Annotated in this window: 15 protein-coding genes; 4 read left to right on the forward strand and 11 right to left on the reverse strand. The window is 42.2% G+C overall.

Annotated elements, in window-relative coordinates; all coding sequences use genetic code 11:
• Window positions 1–205 precede the first annotated feature (205 nt).
• From MK370_RS11205 to MK370_RS11250, 10 genes are all read right to left on the reverse strand, one after another.
• Window positions 206–466: a SemiSWEET family transporter gene (locus MK370_RS11205; RefSeq protein WP_268685305.1), complete on the reverse strand. Its 261-nt coding sequence runs from the start codon at window positions 464–466 to the stop codon at window positions 206–208.
• Between the two features lie 250 nt (window positions 467–716).
• Window positions 717–2,291, reverse strand: a complete 1,575-nt coding sequence (locus tag MK370_RS11210) for an ATP-binding cassette domain-containing protein (RefSeq protein WP_268685306.1) — start codon at window positions 2,289–2,291, stop codon at window positions 717–719.
• A 146-nt stretch (window positions 2,292–2,437) separates the two neighbouring features.
• Window positions 2,438–3,730, reverse strand: a complete 1,293-nt coding sequence (locus MK370_RS11215) for a radical SAM protein (RefSeq protein WP_268685307.1) — start codon at window positions 3,728–3,730, stop codon at window positions 2,438–2,440.
• A gap of 409 nt (window positions 3,731–4,139) precedes the next feature.
• Entirely contained in the window at window positions 4,140–4,487 is a 348-nt protein-coding gene (locus MK370_RS11220; RefSeq protein ID WP_268685308.1) for a VOC family protein, read from the reverse strand.
• A 256-nt stretch (window positions 4,488–4,743) separates the two neighbouring features.
• Window positions 4,744–6,519, reverse strand: coding sequence for a pyruvate oxidase (gene spxB / locus MK370_RS11225; RefSeq protein ID WP_268685309.1), 1,776 nt, complete (start codon window positions 6,517–6,519; stop codon window positions 4,744–4,746).
• A gap of 297 nt (window positions 6,520–6,816) precedes the next feature.
• The gene (locus MK370_RS11230) at window positions 6,817–9,039 is read right to left on the reverse strand and encodes a heavy metal translocating P-type ATPase (protein ID WP_268685310.1); all 2,223 of its coding nucleotides are present in this window, start codon (window positions 9,037–9,039) and stop codon (window positions 6,817–6,819) included.
• A gap of 10 nt (window positions 9,040–9,049) precedes the next feature.
• Complete coding sequence (locus MK370_RS11235) at window positions 9,050–9,421, reverse strand: cupredoxin domain-containing protein (RefSeq protein WP_002898343.1); 372 nt, start codon at window positions 9,419–9,421, stop codon at window positions 9,050–9,052.
• Between the two features lie 18 nt (window positions 9,422–9,439).
• Window positions 9,440–9,835: a CopY/TcrY family copper transport repressor gene (locus tag MK370_RS11240; protein WP_268685311.1), complete on the reverse strand. Its 396-nt coding sequence runs from the start codon at window positions 9,833–9,835 to the stop codon at window positions 9,440–9,442.
• 148 nt (window positions 9,836–9,983) lie between these two features.
• The gene (locus MK370_RS11245; protein WP_268685312.1) at window positions 9,984–10,616 is read right to left on the reverse strand and encodes an SGNH/GDSL hydrolase family protein; all 633 of its coding nucleotides are present in this window, start codon (window positions 10,614–10,616) and stop codon (window positions 9,984–9,986) included.
• Window positions 10,616–11,473, reverse strand: a complete 858-nt coding sequence (locus MK370_RS11250; RefSeq protein WP_268685313.1) for a Cof-type HAD-IIB family hydrolase — start codon at window positions 11,471–11,473, stop codon at window positions 10,616–10,618. The genes MK370_RS11245 and MK370_RS11250 overlap by 1 nt, the downstream gene beginning before the upstream one ends.
• Window positions 11,474–11,657: 184 nt before the next feature.
• Here MK370_RS11250 and MK370_RS11255 point away from each other — a divergent pair, with 184 nt between their 5' ends.
• The 3 genes from MK370_RS11255 to MK370_RS11265 all read left to right on the forward strand — a co-directional run bounded on the left by MK370_RS11255 (window position 11,658) and on the right by MK370_RS11265 (window position 15,477).
• A complete protein-coding gene (locus MK370_RS11255) occupies window positions 11,658–12,299 on the forward strand; it encodes a GntR family transcriptional regulator (protein WP_002896558.1) in 642 nt (213 codons plus the stop codon).
• 248 nt (window positions 12,300–12,547) lie between these two features.
• A complete protein-coding gene (locus MK370_RS11260) occupies window positions 12,548–13,738 on the forward strand; it encodes a quaternary amine ABC transporter ATP-binding protein (protein WP_268685314.1) in 1,191 nt (396 codons plus the stop codon).
• Between the two features lie 14 nt (window positions 13,739–13,752).
• Complete coding sequence (locus tag MK370_RS11265; protein ID WP_268685315.1) at window positions 13,753–15,477, forward strand: ABC transporter permease/substrate binding protein; 1,725 nt, start codon at window positions 13,753–13,755, stop codon at window positions 15,475–15,477.
• Window positions 15,478–15,553: 76 nt separating this feature from the next.
• Here the strand turns inward: MK370_RS11265 and MK370_RS11270 are convergent, their stop codons facing one another.
• Complete coding sequence (locus MK370_RS11270; RefSeq protein ID WP_326845096.1) at window positions 15,554–16,999, reverse strand: glycoside hydrolase family 1 protein; 1,446 nt, start codon at window positions 16,997–16,999, stop codon at window positions 15,554–15,556.
• Window positions 17,000–17,104: 105 nt separating this feature from the next.
• Between MK370_RS11270 and MK370_RS11275 the strand changes: the two genes are divergently transcribed.
• On the forward strand, window positions 17,105–17,977 hold the full coding sequence (locus tag MK370_RS11275; RefSeq protein ID WP_268685317.1) for a helix-turn-helix domain-containing protein: 873 nt from the start codon (window positions 17,105–17,107) through the stop codon (window positions 17,975–17,977).
• Window positions 17,978–18,026 lie beyond the last annotated feature (49 nt).

Genomic DNA, 18,026 nt, shown 5'->3' on the forward strand with positions numbered 1-18,026 from the left:
TTTGCTTGTTTGTTTACTCATATTATAGCTCATTCTGTAAACCTTTTCTTATAAAAAAATGCGAAATACTGATACTATTCCACTATTTCATTTAATCCGACAAATTTTCAGTATCCGGTTTTAAAGAAATCGACCTCTCAAATGAAAGCAATGGTCTCTCTAAAAACAAAAAAGAAGACTGAAAACCAGTCTTCTCTTATTCCTCTCAAATCAAAGCCGTGATGGCCGTCACTAATCCAAAAATGATTCCCGGTGCATTTGCTGCTACAAGCGGAATATCTCTTTCTTTTTTGAATAAGCCGTAGTAGGCCCAAAGGCTACAGTTGATTGCTGCAACGAGCGGCTGGATAAAATTTCCTTTTTGACCCGCTAGGTTGTTCATGATTTGTGGAAAATAGGACACATACATCATTACGGACATAAAGGTTGCAACCCATCCCAAAATTTTCATTTGTTTTTCAGACATTTTTAATACCTCTTTCATTTTTGCTGAATCTTGTTTTATAATCTTCTTTCAAAACAATCAAGTCTTTAAATCTTTTGTTATAAAGTTGTAAACTATCACAATCTTGTGATAAGAAAGAAGAGTGAGTTTAGAAAAAGTATATATAATCAGAAAAACGCATATTACTATGCATTGAAAAATCTTGATACTGGGTGTTTTATTGCTGAAATATTTACTTTATTTTCTGATAAAACTGACTTTTAAGCCAGATTCAATATTTTCCTAAATCTACAACTTGTTGATATCTACTTTCATCATCAATATGATGGGCAATTTCTAACATCATAACAGGAAGAGAAAATAGTAGTTCATGTACCATGAGGGCGTTTTCTTTATCTAGGGTTGCGGTCACTTCATCAGCCAATAACAGATTTTTTCTACGAAGAAGAAAACGTGCCAATTCAATCCTTACTCTTTGTCCCCCAGAAATATTCTCCCCGTTATTTTTGATAATAAAATCCATCCCACCCGTCAATTCAAAATCTAGTTTGACTTGTTTCAAAACAGCAAGCAACTCTTCCTCAGAAAATTCTTGTCCTAAGGTCAAATTATAACGCACTGTATCATTAAAGAGAAATGGATGTTGACTAATAATTCCTATACTGGATACAAAACTTGATGTACATTCATTAACAGTTGTAACGCCGATAATTTCTCCCTCATCTGCTATTTCTTCTCCAGTAATGAGTCGAAACAAGGTTGACTTACCACAACCACTTGGTCCTTTGATTAAAACTTTCTGACCTGCTTGAACATCCAAATTTAGATGAGTAAAAAGTTGTCTGTCACCATAGGATTTACTTAAATTTTTAATGTGTAGAGCATTCAATTCTTGCGCATCTTTTTTATCTATCTGTTTTACATCTCCAATTTCTAATACTCCAAAAATCTTATCTGCTGTCGTTTTTGCCCCTTGTATATCTACAGCATCATACATAATAGTCTGAATAGGGCTCACTAGCTGACCTGCTGCGATGTACATGGCAACAAGACTTGCCACTGACACTTTCTGCCCAGCCATAGCAAAGTAAAAACCTAAAACAAGTGGTAAAACTTGGCTTAAAAAGACCATGAAACCGTTGCAAAAGAAAATTATATTATGGGTAAAGCAAAATTTTTGAATGGCTAGTTGATAATGTCGATTAATCTTCCAAAATCTGTTCTGATTTTCAGAAATTGCTTGGTTCATGAGTAGAGTATGTGCTCCTCGGATACTATCAGATACTTGATTATGCACTTCTACTCTGCCTTGAGCCATGTCATCACCAGTATGTTTGAGTCTTTTACTCATCAAGAACTGAGGAATAGGACGTAAAATAGTGAAAAAGACAAAAATACTACCTAGTAACAAATTTTGCGAAATAATATAGATCGCTGTTAGTATTGCTACAAAGCTCCAGCAAATGATATTGACGTATTTTTCTAAGTAATTATCCCCCAAATACTCCATATCTTGTGTGAGCATAGTGATTTTTTCATCTTCGTTAAAATCTTTTTTTATCATCAGCTTGTCAAATAAATCTGCCCTCATATTCATTTGAATTTCACGTCGAAAAATATTATGTGTATGATTACAAAAGAGCATTAAGCTATACAAGACGAAGTATACTGTAAAGCCAAAAATAGCAAACTGTATGATTTTAGAATAAGTCAGTTCTCCTTGATTTAAGGACAAGGCTTGTGATACGACTAAGGGTTGAGCAAGAGCTAAACCTCCATTTGCCAGTGCACCGATGATAGTATAAAACTTCGTTTTCTTATCCAGATAGTGAAATATTTTATTCATAATGCCCTCCTAGAAAAAGAGAGAGGCTAGCACTCCTCTCCATTTTTATTATATAAACTTAACAAATATTACAATTATTGCTTACAACTTCAGGTTTTTTTACAACCTTTTTGTTTTTCTTGATAGACATTTTTGCTTACCCCTCTCTAGTCCACATCTAAAATATCTTCATAGCATCCGGAAATAGCATAAAGTGCTAGATTTTTACGAATTTTCTCTTGCATATTCTTACAAATCACAGAAGAGCTTAATTTCGTAATATGCTTGGCCATTGGATAAAAGCCTGATTTACAAACCAAAACAAAGGGACATGTTTTACAATCTTCTCTAACAGATAGAAACCATCCTTTCATTTTATCTTTGTTAATAAATCCAGTATTGATATTTCCAAAAACATTTTGATTATCGTACAAAGCAACTGTACATGCTTGTACAATACCTCTAACATTAAACATATAGTGGTTTAAACGATTGGCATAACAAGAAAAGGAATTGTGAACCACAATACTTGGCAAAGATAGATGGTATCCCAAATCAACTGCTTTCTTAGAAATACCAAAACTCATATCATTTTTAAATACTGTAACACAGTCGTCTTTAGAACGATCTCCTTGTCCCCAGTTACCAATATTATGATATAGAAGAAAAAATCTATCATCATTCTTAAAGTAACGGCCATCATTTAATAGAAATGACTCCATATGGTCATAATTTTCTTTCGATATATTGAATCTTAAAGTACAAATAAAATCTAAATCACTATCCTTCATTTTATGAAGATTGTTTAAAATTCGCGCATAGGAACCTTTTTGATTTTTTAACACACGTTGAGAATCATGACTCTCTCCATCACCATCAATAGTAATCTGAAAATTAGTAACATCATACTCTCTTACTAATTTTTCAAATTTGGAAGATGTTAACAAAAATCCATTAGTAGTAATACTTGCTGAATACGTTATTCCAAATCGCTCGCAAATTTTCAAAAATTCTAGTGAAAGCCGTTGAATTGTTTTATAGCCTAACAGAGGTTCTCCACCAAACCATGCTATCCTTAGGAAATGATATTGAGAATTACTCAATTTTTCTTCAGCAAATTTTAAAATAGCATTTTCTGTTTCAATAGACATTCCAATATTTTTAAAGTGTTCATAACAATACTTACATCGAAAATTACAATCTCCATGAGTAAGAATTGTAAACTCTAGTATCTCATTATTCCTATCTTCTATCTGTTTTAAATATTTGTTTACCTCATTTTCTTCAAGTAAATATTTATTCTCTTCCAAATAGGCAATATATTCACTTTCCGTTGTTTTATTTTCTTGTATATTCTTCTTCAATTCATTAGTAATCAAAAATGAATGATTATTTTTGGTATTAAAATATACACTACCATCTTCAGTATCATACCTTAAGACATATCGTGATAATTTCATATTACCACCTCTTTATTCTTTGATTTCTTTAAATAAATTATATACCTATTAAAATGATAATTCAAACAAAAGTCAGAAAATTAGAAAAGTTCTATATTTTAATAATTTTCAATCAAGTACAAACTAATTTCAAATCTCCTTATCTACTACTATACATGCCTTACTATCACATTTTTGTTCGTATAGACACAATCTCGCTACTCCTTCCTCTGACGATTCTTATGTCCAGCGTCATACTTAAAACGGTCTATCACGAGATTGTTTTAATCCGTTACCTCACGATAGTCAAGCTCAGAAGTCACTATTAGGTTTACCTAAAAAAGACCGGGTTTCTCCGATCTTTCAATTGTTCATATTCTCACATTCTGTTTTAAGAATGATTAAGGTCAACTTCAAATGACTAATCGTCCTATTTCATCTGATAAAAATCAATCACTAGACCAGCAGGGCCTTTAACTAGTAGGGATTCCGTGCCCCAATCAGTTACAGCTGGGCCGTGTAAAATCTCGGCACCAAGCTCTTTCAACCGCTGATAATTCTGGTCTACATCCTCAACCTCGATATGAAGAATGATTCCTGACTGAAAATTTTCCAAAGGAATCAGATGATTCTCTGACAACATGAGACAGTGACTGCCAATCGTGAACTGAGCAAAACTGTCATCAACATAGTCTGCCTTTTTATCCAAAATACGCTCCAAGTCAGCACAGACTTGGGAAACATTTGAAACAATAATATCTAATTGATTTAAATTCATTGACTATTCTCCAGAAAAAGACCGGATTGCTCCAATCTTTTCAAGTTCTGCTCTAAGAAAATCAAAGAATAAACAAGGCGGAACCAAGTTTGATGGCAAATCTTTGCTCATCAAACTACGAAAAATCCTTTGGGACTTTTTCTAGGCTCCGCACTAGATTCCATCATTGAAAATTAAGGTTTCAATGATGGAATCGTCGGAAGTAAACCTCCGAATGAAGTCTACAAATTTAAAATTTGATTTTCGACGAGAGGAATTATTTGATTGCGCGTGATTGCAATCCTTCTTCTTCCAAGAAGAGACGGAATGGTACGAGTTCTTCTGCTTCGTATTTTTCCTTGAAGGCTTTGATTGCTTCTTCTGAGTGAAGTTTTGGATCCAATTCAAGTACTTCTACTGGAAGTGGACGGTGTTGAGTGATGCGAGCATCGATAACAACAGTTTTACCTTCTTTGTTCAATTTAACAGCTTCTGCAACAACTGCATCGATGTCTTCGATACGGTCAACTGTAAATCCAACAGCTCCTTGAGCTTCAGCGATTTTCGCATAGTCAGCATTAGGGAAGTCACAACCAAACAAGTGTTTGTTTGTGTCTTCGTATTTGTCCTTGATGAAGGCATATTTACCATTTGAGAAGACAAGGTTGATAACTGGAAGGTCGTATTGAACGTTTGTGATAACGTCTGGGTAGCACATGTTGAATGCACCGTCACCCATGATGTTCCATACTTGGCGATCTGGATTGTCTTTCTTAGCAGCGATACCACCAGGAAGGGCAATACCCATTGTCGCAAAGAGTGGAGATGTACGCCACATGTTCTTAGGTGTCATGTGAAGGTGACGAGTAGATGTTTGAGTAGTGTCACCTACGTCAATTGAGTAGATAGCGTCTTGATCAGCATGTTTGTTGATTGCATTGTAGACTTGGTACAATTGCAATTCACCCTCAGTTTTACCTTCGAGTTTGTTCATGTAATCACGCCAGTTTTGGTTGTTCTTAACGTTTGCACGCCACCATGGAGTAGATTCGACTGGGTTCACTTTGTCAAGAATTGCTTTCGCTGCTTGACCAGCATCACCAAGGATAGAAGAGTCAAGGGCATGGCGTTTACCAAGTTTGTAAGGGTCGATATCGACTTGGATGAATTTTTCAGTGTTCTTGAAAGCTTCGTAAACTTCAGCAAATGGGAAGTTTGAACCAAGGAAAAGAACTGTGTCTGCTTCGAAGACCACTTCGTTGGCTGGTTTCCAACCAACACGGTAAGCAGAACCTGTCAAACCTTCATAGTTCCACTCGAAAGCTTCAAAGTTTTTACCAGTTGTGATAATTGGTGCTTTAATTTTACGTGACAATTCAGTAATCACTTCACCAGCTTTAACACCACCAAATCCAGCGTAGATAACTGGACGTTCAGCCTTGTTCAAGATTTCAACAGCTTTGTCGATTTCAGTTTCATTCAAAGCAGGAGCGATGAATGAACGCTCATAAGAACCTGATCCGTAGTATGAGTTTTCGTCAATTTCTTGGAAACCAAAGTTTACTGGAATTTCAACAACAGCTGGACCTTTTTTAGAAATAGCAGCACGGCAGGCTTCGTCGATAACTTTTGGCAATTGCTCAGCATAAGCGACACGTTTGTTGTAAACAGCGATACCGTTGTACATTGGGTTTTGGTTGAGCTCTTGGAAGGCATCCATGTTGAGTTCGTTGACTGGACGTGATCCAAGGATAGCAAGGAATGGAGTGTTATCCATAGCTGCATCGTAAACACCGTTAATCAAGTGAGTCGCACCTGGACCACCTGAACCAACTGCAACCCCGATTGAGCCGCCGAATTTAGCCTGCATCACCGCTGCAAGAGCACCAGTTTCTTCGTGGCGAACTTGCAAGAAACGGATGTCTTTGTCTTCAGCTAAAGCATCCATGAGTGAGCTGAGTGTTCCTGATGGGATACCGTAGATGGTATCTACGCCCCATGTTTTCAATACGTTGAGCATTGCTGCAGATGCAGTAATTTTTCCTTGAGTCATAAGAATAACTCTCCTTCAATAAATTAAATTTTCAGTTATTGAAAACATTCCCATTTGTGAATGAAAACGCTTCAAGAAACTTTACTATATCAATTTACCATGTTTTTTCTCACTTGTATAAGAATATGCTCAGAGATGCTCAATCCCTATTACATGACAGATGCTCTTTTTGAGAAAATTTCACAAACTATATTAGTATAGGATATTTTATTATAATTTGCATGCACCTCTAAGACTTGTAGCTGTAGGAAATCGAACAAAAAGCGATACAAAATTCTGTATCACTTTTTATTTCATTTAATCAATTTTCTCAACATTGAGAAGCAGCGAGCTAGTCAAAACAGACAAAGAACTAAGGGCCATAGCAAGACCTGCTAGTTCTGGATTGAGGGTCAATCCCAGTCCTACAAAGACTCCAGCAGCAATTGGAAGCCCAAGGATATTGTAGATAGAGGCCCAGAAGAGATTGAGTAAGATCCTGCGGAAGGTCTTTTGACTCATGTCAAAGGCGCGCACAACGCCAAGTAAATCATTTTGCGTGAGCACGATGCCACCGGACTCGATCGCAATATCCGTTCCAGATCCCATAGCGATCCCCACATCCGCGATCGAGAGAGCTGGAGCATCATTGATCCCATCTCCAACAAAGGCGACCTTGCTAGATTCTTGCAGTTTTTGGATGGCGCTAGCTTTTTCTTGAGGAAGGACATCAGCAATGACGGTGTCAATTCCCACTTGCTTAGCAATAGCTTGGGCCACCCGTTCATTATCCCCCGTTAACATGACCGTTTTCAAGCCCCGTTCTTTGAGCTTTTTGATCGCTTCTTTTGAGCTGGCCTTCGGAGCATCTTGAATGGCAATCAAGCCAATCACTTGCCCATCCACAGACAAACTGATCACTGTTTTGGCCTGCTCTTGCAACTCTACCATCCGTTTTTCAAGCTCCGGATCCATCGCTGTCCCGTCATGAAGTTTGCCATTTCCCAAGGTCACCAACTGCTGATCAATCTGACCTTGGACCCCTTTTCCTTCAATCGCTTGGAAGTTTTCCACAGGGAATAACACCAAACCTTTTTCTTCTGCTTGGGATAACACCGCTTGGGCTAGTGGATGTTCTGAAAAAGTTTCAAGACTAGCAGCCAGTGTCAAGACACGCGCTTCATCTCCTACAACATCGGTTACAAGTGGTTGGCCAATGGTAATAGTCCCTGTCTTATCAAACACAACGGTTTGAATCTTTTGCACTTCTTGAAGAACCGTTCCATTTTTAATCAGAACCCCCATCTTGGCACTACGGCCGGTTCCGACCATCAGGGCTGTTGGGGTTGCTAAACCAAGGGCACAAGGACAGGCAATAATGAGGACAGAGACTGCATAGAGCATGGCCTCTTGAAGCGACGCGCCCAGAAGCACGGACCAAACCCAGAAAGTCGCAATGGCCAAAATCGTCACCACTGGAACAAAGATACCTGAAATCTTATCCGTCAAATCTTGAATAGGAGCACGACTGGATTGGGCCATTTTGACAAAGTCCACAATTTGAGATAAGAGGGTCTCACTACCGACTTTTTCAGCCTTAAAGAGAATGGTCCCATTGCTGTTGATAGTGGAGCCGATAACTGCATCACCAACTGATTTTTCCACAGGCAAGCTTTCACCTGTCACCATCGACTCATCAATGGTCGTACTTCCTTCTACAATCGTCCCATCAACCGCAATCTTTTCCCCAGGACGGACCCGAATCAAGTCATCAATTTGGATATCTTCTGCCGCCACCTCGACATAGTTCCCATCACGGAGAACTTGAGCCGTTTTTGCCTGCAAATCCAACAACTTTTCCACAGCCTCGGAGGCATTGTTACGCATCCGTTCTTCAAAGATTTGCCCTAAGAGGATAAAGAAGATGATAAAACCCGCAGCCTCAAAGTATACTGGCTGACCAGTAAAAAGGGCAAATACACTATAGACATAGGCTACCAGGGTTCCAAGAGCTACCAAGGTATCCATATTGGAATGGTGCTTCTTAAATGAGGCCCAGGCACTCTTGATAAAAGGAACTCCTGCTACCAACATGATCGGCGTTGTCGCTAGAAAAGTCCCCCAGCGACTGACTGTATGAGATACAAATCCTGCCATCATCCCGATCATCAAGATCAATAAAGGAAGGGTAAAGATACTAGTAATCCAAAAGCGATCCCGTAAACTTAAGACACGACGGCGTTTTTCCACAACCGTGTAGGAACCCTTTTGCATCTTCATTCCACATGAAAACTCGAAGTCCCCTGTTTCTGTCGGGGTAAAGGATATCACCTTATCCACACCGACTTCCAAAGGCTCTAAAATCCCCTGATCTTCAAACCAAATTTCCTTGTAACAGCCGGAAGGATTGACCCGATGGAAGGTGATTTCAGCAGGGATCCCTTTTTGAAGTTGAAATTCTTTGGGACTATAGCCCTTTTCTGCTGTAATACGGATCTTTTGCATTCCGTTTTCCACAACTGCTTTTTGTTTTTCTACCATACCTACTCCTTTATTCCACAATCATGTGACCATGCATCATGTTCATTCCACATGAATACCCATATTCACCCGCTTTTTCTGGCGTAATTTCAATGACATGTTTTTCACCTAAAGGCAAATCTTCATGAACGCCAAAATCTGGAAAGATCACTTGAGCCAGACATGAAGATGGATCCTTGCGATTAAAGATGATCCGGGCTGGAACATTCTTTTTCAGGACAATGGTTTCAGGCGAATAGCCCCCCATGACTTCGACTTCAATTTCTTGATAACCTGATTTCTGACGAGCGTGGTCGCTTACCTTTTCATGCTCTGCAAAGAACCACCAAGCAATAAAAGCAACCACAAGTAAACAAACAATACTAATCAACAATCCAAACATGGAATTTCCTTCTTTCTATTACATACAATTGCAAGGGACTGTTTCGACAGCCTCTGCTTTCTTTTCTTCCAGGACCTGCTGCAGCTGATTAAGATCTGCAAGCGTAAAGTCACTCGCCTGAATCAAGTTTTCAAGCACCTGGACAATCCTTTTGGAGCAAACCTTGTCTTTCACCTCCTCAACCACCAAGTCTAAACTCTGGTCCTGCTTCAACAAAGCCGAGTAAACAAAGGCTTTGCCTGATTTTTCTCTAGTCAAACATCCTTTCTCCACCAAGCGGGTCAAGAGAGTCTTGACCGTCGACTTCGACCAGTCAAAGCGCTCGGACAAGACGGCGATCAAATCCGTGCTGGTCTGCTTGCCTTCCATCCAGATAATCTTCATGATGCACCATTCCGCATTGGAAATTTTCATGGCTTCTCCTTTCAAAATCTACATTTGTAAATCTTATAATGCTATTTTACCTCTAAGATTTACATTTGTCAACCAAAAGTTTTTAAAAAAACAAATCTTCCTTTGAAGATTTGTCTGGTTGGGCTTTTTTCGCTCCCTATTTTTATCTCTATAACGTCTCCTGCAAAACCTTGGACAGGGCTGCATAGCCAGCAATGGTCAGATGGAGGCCGTCCCTTGTGTAGTCTGGGCGCAGCTGGCCTTCCTCGTCCAGAAAAGCATCGTAGAGATCAATAAACTGGACATTCATGTAGGCGCTAGCCAGCTGGCGATAGGCCTGATTGAGGGCCTGAATCTTTTTATTGTTACGGATATAGACCGTACTCTTGTAGGCTGGAGCTTCATTGACCGGCAGAACCGACAGCAACTGGATATTAGCCAGAGGATAGTCCCGAGAAATCTCCTGAATAACGGCTTCCAAATTGGCCAGCGTTTCAGTTTGAGGCATCGCCTTGCCAATGTCATTGGTACCTATCAGGATAAAGACCTTGTCCAGTGCCTGCCCAAAGAGATGGGCATCCAGGTTTTCTAAAAGCAAATCAGTCTTATAGCCCCGAATACCGCGGTTGACCAGTCTTTTATCCGTCTGCAGGAGCTCCTGGAGCGGATAGTATTCTACAATGGAGTCTCCAATAAAGATGATGTCTGGCTCCTTGACGGAGAGTTGATTAAGTTCTCTGTAGTTTTGCTGCAATTTTGCCTGCTCCTTGAGAAGCCATTCTTCTAGTAATTGTACTGCCATTATCCTTTTTCCTCTTCTAAGTATTCCTCAAGCACCTGTAGAACACCGGCTTCTGTATTGGCCGGTGCTAGGTAGTCTGCTACCTTTTTGACCCGCTCATCGCCATTCTCCATAGCGTAAGAAATACCAGCTAATTCAAGCATTTCTATATCGTTTTCACTATCGCCAAAGGCCATGATTTCCGAGCTTTGAATCTGCCACTTAGCCATCAGCTGCTGCAAGCCCCAAGCCTTGTGCATCCCATCTTGGAGGATGTCAATCGCACCGTAACCACTGGCAACAGCGCTCAATCGGCCTGCAAAATGCTGATTAATTAAACGAGCATGCTCTGCTGCTGCAGCCTCTTCTACCATCATACTCATTTTCAAGACCTTATCAAAGGGATAATTCTGAAGGCTTGGCACAAAGTTCATCCGCTTGTAGAAAAGCTGGGCCATTTCCTTAGTCATAACCTTTTCAATCAAGGGAAACTCTGTCCCCTCCTGGACTAAGCCGCCTCTTTCAGAGGTCACAACAAGCTGAAGCTCCCTTTCATGACCGGAAAAATAAGCTAGCGCATCCCTAATCAATCCAGGCTCCCAGAAGCTGCTCATGTTTAGCTGATTCTTTTCAAAAATCCGAGCTCCGTTGGCGACTACCAAGGTCATTCGCTCCGTTAAATCCCCCAGTAGCAAACGCATCCGCGGAATTTCATTCCCAGTAGCCACCACAAAGCGAATGTCTCTCTTCTCCAGCTCATCTAAAATAGTAGTCAAACGTCGCAAATCCAGCTGTCCCTGTCCGTCCAGCAAGGTTCCATCCATGTCTGTCGCTATCATCTTTACAGTCATCTTTTTATCCATTTCTATTTTTAGCATCTGGTTTTTACTGTTCCTTTTCTAGAAAGCCTCTGACTTTTAGACATATTATACTACTTAAAAAAGTAAAAAGAAAGGCAAGAAGAGGCGGATAAGACGGTCGATTTTACAAAGGGCACTTTTCAATCCTCCAGTTTTATATTATAATCATAGCTATATTCCTGTCGTAATATTGGAGGTCCTCATGAGCAAAAAAGAAGTCGCATTCCCACGCTACCAGCAGATTGCCGTCGCCATTGCCGAGCGAATCGTTGACGGCAAATATCCTATCGGCAGCAAAATCTATGCCCGCTCTACCCTAGCCAGCAACTTCAATGTCTCCCCTGAAACAGCCCGCAAGGCTATTAATGTGCTGGTAGATCTGGAAATCATGGAAGTCCGCCATGGCAGCGGGGCCTTCATTTCCTCCAAGGAAAAAGCTCAGCAGTTTCTCGAGACCTATAAAGATGTCAACTCTCTGCAGGACCTCAAAAGCAAGCTCCACCAGAGCATCCAGCGCCAAGAGGAAGAATTTGCCAACTTTTCCCAATTGCTTAATCAGCTTCTCAGTCGAACTAAAGATGTCCAGCAGCGCTTCCCTTTCAATCCCTACGAGCTCCAGCTCTCAGCAGACGCCATCAACCTAGGAAAATCTATCAATGAACTCAATATCTGGCACTCGACTGGCGCTACCATTGTCGCAGTCCAGCAGGGAGACCAACTCCTAATCTCGCCTGGTCCTTATACCAAGCTGGAAGCCGGCAATACCATCTACTTTGTTGGCAATGAATTATCGGTCGGTTTGATGCATAATTTATTTTTTAATGAAATTGAAACAAACAAGTGAAACAGCGCTTGTTTTTTCTTTGTCAAAAAAACAAAATAGGCAGGCGAATCCCCTGTCTGACAAGGTTTTTATGACTTTCAGAAATATTCCAGAAAATCACCCTCCCTTTTTTATAATAGTCGAAAAAGGCCGGTCTGACAGTCTTTTGGGTTTGACAAAGTGACCACACAGTGTTATACTGTGATGGTCTTTTAAGTGACAACTTATCAAAATAAACATGTAGTCACTTTTGTAAAAGGAGAAATACGTTGAATAAACTAGAAGTAAAACATTTGACTAAAATTTTCGGAAAAAGGCAAAAGCAGGCACTGGAAATGGTGCAGCAAGCCAAAAGCAAAACGGAAATTTTAGAAAAAACCGGTGCTACTGTCGGGGTTTACGATGTAAACTTTGAGGTTCAGACCGGAGAAATTTTTGTCATCATGGGACTGTCCGGTAGTGGGAAGTCTACCCTTATCCGCCTGCTCAACCGATTGATTGACCCGACATCAGGCGACATTTATATCGACGGCCAGGATGTGGCCAAGATGAACGAAGAGGAGCTGCGTAACGTTCGCCGCCACAAGCTCAATATGGTCTTCCAAAACTTTGGACTCTTCCCGCATCGGACCATTCTGGAAAATACAGAGTTCGGTCTGGAAGTCCGAGGTGTTGATAAGGAGGAGCGCACGCGCCTAGCTGAACAAGCTCTGGACAATGCCGGTCTCCTGTCCTTCAAGGACCAATACCCCGATCAGCTCTCCGGTGGGATGCAGCAGCGGGTCGGCCTCGCTCGAGCTTTGGCCAACAATCCTGATATTCTGCTCATGGACGAAGCCTTCTCAGCTCTAGACCCTCTCATCCGCCGAGAAATGCAGGATGAGCTGCTGGATCTGCAGGCAGAGCATGAGCGTACTATTATCTTTATCACCCACGATCTCAATGAGGCCCTGCGTATCGGTGACCGTATTGCTATTATGGCTGACGGTCAGATTATGCAGATTGGTACCGGTGAGGAAATCCTGACCAATCCAGCCAACGACTTCGTTCGAGAGTTCGTTGAGGATGTAGACCGCTCCAAGGTCTTGACTGCCCAGAATATTATGACAACGCCACTGACTACCAACATTGACATCGACGGACCAACCGTGGCTCTTAATCGGATGAAAAAAGAAGAGGTCAGTATGCTGCTGGCTGTGGATAGGAAGCGGCACCTCAAGGGCAGTCTGACTGCCGAAGCTGCCCGCGATGCCCGTAAACAGCATCAAGCACTGGCTGAAGTCATTGATAAGAACGTCCGCAAGGTCACTCAGGAAACCCTGATTACCGATATTTTCCCGCTGATTTACGATTCACCAGCGCCTCTGGCCGTTGTAGATGATAAGGACAAATTAGTCGGCGTTATTATCAAAGGTCGAGTCATCGAAGCCTTGGCCAATACTACTGAATCTGAAGAATAAGGGAGGTTCGCATTTTGAATATTTTACAACAGCCAATCCCCGTTTCTCAATGGGTTGAGGCCTTTACTAACTGGGTAACCGATACCTTCTCCGGACTTTTTTCGGTCCTCCAGGCTATCGGAAATGCCATCATGAATGGAATGACAGATACCCTGCTCTTCATTCCGCCCCTGCTCTTTATCGCAGTCATCACTATTTTTACCTATTTGATTTCCAAACGTAAGCTGGGGCTGCCCCTGCTCACCTTCCTAGGCCTGCTCTTTGTTTACAACCAAGGCCTCTGGGAAAATCTTATGAACACTGTGACCTTGGTCATCGTCTCCAGTGCCATTTCCATTATCATCGGTATTCCATTGGGGATTTGGATGGCTAAGAGCAACCGCGTCGAAGCAGTTATCAAGCCCTTGCTGGACTTTATGCAGACCATGCCAGCCTTTGTCTATCTGATACCGGCCGTGGCCTTCTTCGGTATTGGTATGGTGCCTGGGGTTTTTGCCTCTGTCATCTTTGCCCTGCCACCGACTGTCCGCTTTACCAATCTAGCCATTCGTCAGATTCCTACTGAGCTGATTGAAGCGTCAGACTCTTTCGGGGGCACTGGCAAGCAGAAGCTCTTCAAAGTTGAGCTGCCTCTGGCTAAAAATACTATCCTAGCTGGGGTCAATCAGACCATCATGTTAGCTCTGTCTATGGTCGTTACTGCCTCTATGATTGGGGCGCCAGGACTGGGCCGCGGCGTTCTCTCTGCCTTGCAGCATGCCGACATCGGTTCCGGATTTGTCAATGGGGTGTCTCTAGTTATCCTGGCCATTATCATTGACAGCCTGACTCAGAAGCTCAACCAACCTCTGGCTAAAAAATCACCGGTCACTGCTAAGGAAAAACGCAAGAAGATTATGATCTGGTCTGCTCTGGCTGCTGTCATCCTGACAGCCTTTGTCGGAAATCAAGTGACCAAGCTCCAGCAAAGCAAAAAAGAAAAGGTCAACCTTGCCTATGTTGAATGGGACTCCGAAGTTGCCTCAACCAATGTCGTAGCGGAAGCTCTCAAGGAAATGGGCTACGATGTCACCATCACACCGCTGGACAATGCCGTTATGTGGAAGTCCGTTGCTAATAGCGAAGCCGATGCCATGGTTTCTGCCTGGTTGCCGACTACCCATGCTGCTCTCTATGAGGAGTACAAGGATAAGCTAGTGGACTTGGGGCCAAACCTTGAGCGCGTTAAGACAGGGCTAGTCGTACCAAGTTATATGGATGCCGACTCTATCGAAGACCTGTCAGACCAAGCCAAGAAAACTATCACAGGTATTGAGCCCGGCGCTGGTATCATGACCGCCACTGAGAAGACTTTGCAAGAATACAGCAATCTCAGTGGCTGGAATCTTTCTTCTTCCTCAACAGGAGCCATGACCACTGCTCTGGATCAGGCTATTAAGAATAAAGAAGATATCATCGTCACCGGCTGGTCACCTCACTGGATGTTCTCCAAATACGACCTCAAATACCTCAAGGATCCTAAGGGAACTATGGGTGGCAAGGAAGCTATCCACACTATTACCCGAAAAAATCTAGACAAGGACTTACCAGAAGTCAATAAGGTCCTAGACAACTTCAACTGGACTCAAAAGGACATGGAAGAAGTCATGCTTAAGATTAACGAAGGCAGCTCACCAGAAGCTGCAGCCAAAGAGTGGATTAAAAACCATCAAAAAGAAGTCGAAAGCTGGAAGAAATAAAAGCATAGAAAAAAGGGATGAATCAAAAGATTCATCCTTTATTTTATAAGGAGCCATTCTATTTTGTTTAAGTCATTCAATCCTGATAGAGACTGTCTCCATTCGTCGCAAGGACTTCTTTGTACCAATCAAAGGACTTCTTCTTGTAGCGGGCTAGAGTTCCGCTACCGTCATCGTTACGGTCAACGTAGATAAAGCCGTAGCGCTTGCTGAGTTCTGCAGTGCTGGCTGAGACCAGGTCAATACAGCCCCAAGTCGTGTAACCTAGCAGTTTTACGCCATCTTCCAACGCTTCTCCTACCTGCTGCAAGTGCTGTTTGAGATAATCAATGCGGTAGTCATCTTCAACCGTTGGGCCAGTTGGACCATCCACCAAGACATCCTTGGCCCCGAGACCATTTTCCACGATGAAGAGAGGCAGCTGATAACGGTCATAAAAGCTATTTAGTACCAAGCGCAGGCCGACTGGGTCAATCTGCCAGCCCCATTCTGAGCTAGCCAGATGAGGATTTAGGAGGCCACCTAAAAGATTGCCTCGGCCGGAAGAATAATTTTCCGGATCATGAGCCGCAACCACACTCATATAGTAAGAGAAGGAAATGAAGTCTACAGTATTTTTAGCCAAAAGCTCTTTGTCGCCCGGCGCAAACTGAATCTCAACCCCATTCTCCTTGAAGAAACGATTGATATAGGCTGGATATTTTCCACGCGCATGGATATCAGAGAAGAGATAGTTTTGATTTTCAAATTCCCGTGCTGCCAGCACATCTTCAGGCTTAGGCGTCATGGGATAAGCCGGAATGGCAAGAACCATACAGCCAATCTTAAAATCAGGATTGATCTCATGACCAATCTTCGTTGCCAAGGCAGAAGCCACTAGCTCATGATGGACCGCTTGATAGAGGTCCTGCTTGGATAGTTCTTCAGCTAGCGTGGCAATGCCTCCGCTCATAAAGGGCGCATGTAGAACAGAGTTGATTTCATTAAAGGTCAGCCAATACTTGACCTTGTCCTTATAGCGGGTAAAAACCGTGCGAACATAGCGCTCGTAGAAGCCGATCAAATCACGGTTGGCCCAACCATTGTACTGACGAGCCAAATGCAGGGGCGTTTCATAGTGAGACAGGGTAATCAGCGGCTCAATGCCATATTTGGCCAGCTCGTCAAAAAGATTGTCATAGAATTGCAGACCAGCTTCATTGGGCTCCATCTCATCCCCATTTGGGAAAATCCGAGACCAGGCAATAGAAGTTCGGTAGACCTTGAAACCCATCTCCGCAAAGAGGGCAATGTCCTCCTTATAGCGATGATAGAAATCAATCCCTTCCAGCTTGAGATTATCTGCTGTCGGCCCCTCAGTAATCAAAGGATTGCGGTCACCTGGCTTGGCTGGCACTCCGCCTTTTGGAGTCACATCCTGAACAGACAGGCCTTTCCCATCCAGATTATAGGCACCTTCATACTGGTTGGCTGCAGTTGCACCGCCCCAGAGGAAATTCTGCGGAAATTTACCCATTTGCATTTTCTCGCTTTCGTTTTTTTTATATTTATATTATAATAGTTGTCAAACATATTTTCTAACACAATTATCTTAATAAATTGTACTATTCTATGAAAGAGTGTCCCCATGATCGATTTAGGCCAACTACATAAAAATACCGTTTTTAAAAACCAAGGAACCCCTTATTCTCTGACCCGCACCATCACTGAGAATGGTCATCCAGATATTCTTTTCCACTGGCATACCGATGTTGAAATGATTTACGTCCACGAAGGAAAAGCACAATTTCATATTGACTACGACTACTTTAACAGCGAAAAAGGTGATATTATCCTGATTCGCCCCAATGCCCTGCACTCCATTCACCCCATCAACGACGAGCGCCATTATATGGACGCCATTAATTTCCATCTGGATCTGATGGGCTACTCTGCCATGGACCAGGCCAGCATCAACTATCTGCAGCCCCTCTACAATGGTCAGCTGGACTTGACTCATGTGATCAAGCCCCATGATACAGCCTATGCGGAGATTCGCCAGTGCCTCTTAGCAGCTATGGAAACAGGCTATTTCCGCAAATCTCACTACGAGTTTCAGCTCAAAGCCCAGCTCAACCAGCTCTTCTACCTCCTCTTTGAGAACGGCTATGTCATTTCCAAAGACCTGTCACCAGAAGGCTACCGCAAGGAAGAAAAAATCCGCTCCATCATTGACTACATCAATGCCCACTACCAAGAAGACCTGAATATTGACCAACTGGCTAGCATCTGTGGCTACAGCTCCACCCATTTCATGAACTTCTTCAAGAAGCATCTGGGCGTTTCCTGCATTGAGTACCTGATCCAATTCCGCCTGCGCAAAGCAGCCGAACTCTTGCAACACTCCAATCTCTCTGTACTGGAAATCTCCAGCCAAGCTGGCTTTAATAACCTGTCCAACTTCAATCGCCAGTTTAAAAAATACTACCAAATGACACCAAGCCAGTATCGGAAGAAATGAGAAAAAGACCTGTCCATATTATGAACTGCACCCCAAAAGTTAGACAGAA

This window comes from Streptococcus sanguinis, assembly GCF_026781265.1.
Classification (GTDB): domain Bacteria; phylum Bacillota; class Bacilli; order Lactobacillales; family Streptococcaceae; genus Streptococcus; species Streptococcus sanguinis_T.

What these genes read in the sequence shown, in the direction of transcription:
- spxB (WP_268685309.1), bottom strand. Translation starts at nt 6,519, where the DNA reads ATGACTCAAGGAAAAATTACTGCATCTGCAGCAATGCTCAACGTATTG.
- MK370_RS11245 (WP_268685312.1), bottom strand. Translation starts at nt 10,616, where the DNA reads ATGGCAGTACAATTACTAGAAGAATGGCTTCTCAAGGAGCAGGCAAAA.
- MK370_RS11255 (WP_002896558.1), top strand. Translation starts at nt 11,658, where the DNA reads ATGAGCAAAAAAGAAGTCGCATTCCCACGCTACCAGCAGATTGCCGTC.
- MK370_RS11230 (WP_268685310.1), bottom strand. Translation starts at nt 9,039, where the DNA reads ATGGTAGAAAAACAAAAAGCAGTTGTGGAAAACGGAATGCAAAAGATC.
- MK370_RS11240 (WP_268685311.1), bottom strand. Translation starts at nt 9,835, where the DNA reads ATGAAAATTTCCAATGCGGAATGGTGCATCATGAAGATTATCTGGATG.
- MK370_RS11275 (WP_268685317.1), top strand. Translation starts at nt 17,105, where the DNA reads ATGATCGATTTAGGCCAACTACATAAAAATACCGTTTTTAAAAACCAA.
- MK370_RS11235 (WP_002898343.1), bottom strand. Translation starts at nt 9,421, where the DNA reads ATGTTTGGATTGTTGATTAGTATTGTTTGTTTACTTGTGGTTGCTTTT.
- MK370_RS11270 (WP_326845096.1), bottom strand. Translation starts at nt 16,999, where the DNA reads ATGCAAATGGGTAAATTTCCGCAGAATTTCCTCTGGGGCGGTGCAACT.
- MK370_RS11210 (WP_268685306.1), bottom strand. Translation starts at nt 2,291, where the DNA reads ATGAATAAAATATTTCACTATCTGGATAAGAAAACGAAGTTTTATACT.
- MK370_RS11215 (WP_268685307.1), bottom strand. Translation starts at nt 3,730, where the DNA reads ATGAAATTATCACGATATGTCTTAAGGTATGATACTGAAGATGGTAGT.
- MK370_RS11250 (WP_268685313.1), bottom strand. Translation starts at nt 11,473, where the DNA reads ATGCTAAAAATAGAAATGGATAAAAAGATGACTGTAAAGATGATAGCG.
- MK370_RS11220 (WP_268685308.1), bottom strand. Translation starts at nt 4,487, where the DNA reads ATGAATTTAAATCAATTAGATATTATTGTTTCAAATGTTTCCCAAGTC.
- MK370_RS11205 (WP_268685305.1), bottom strand. Translation starts at nt 466, where the DNA reads ATGTCTGAAAAACAAATGAAAATTTTGGGATGGGTTGCAACCTTTATG.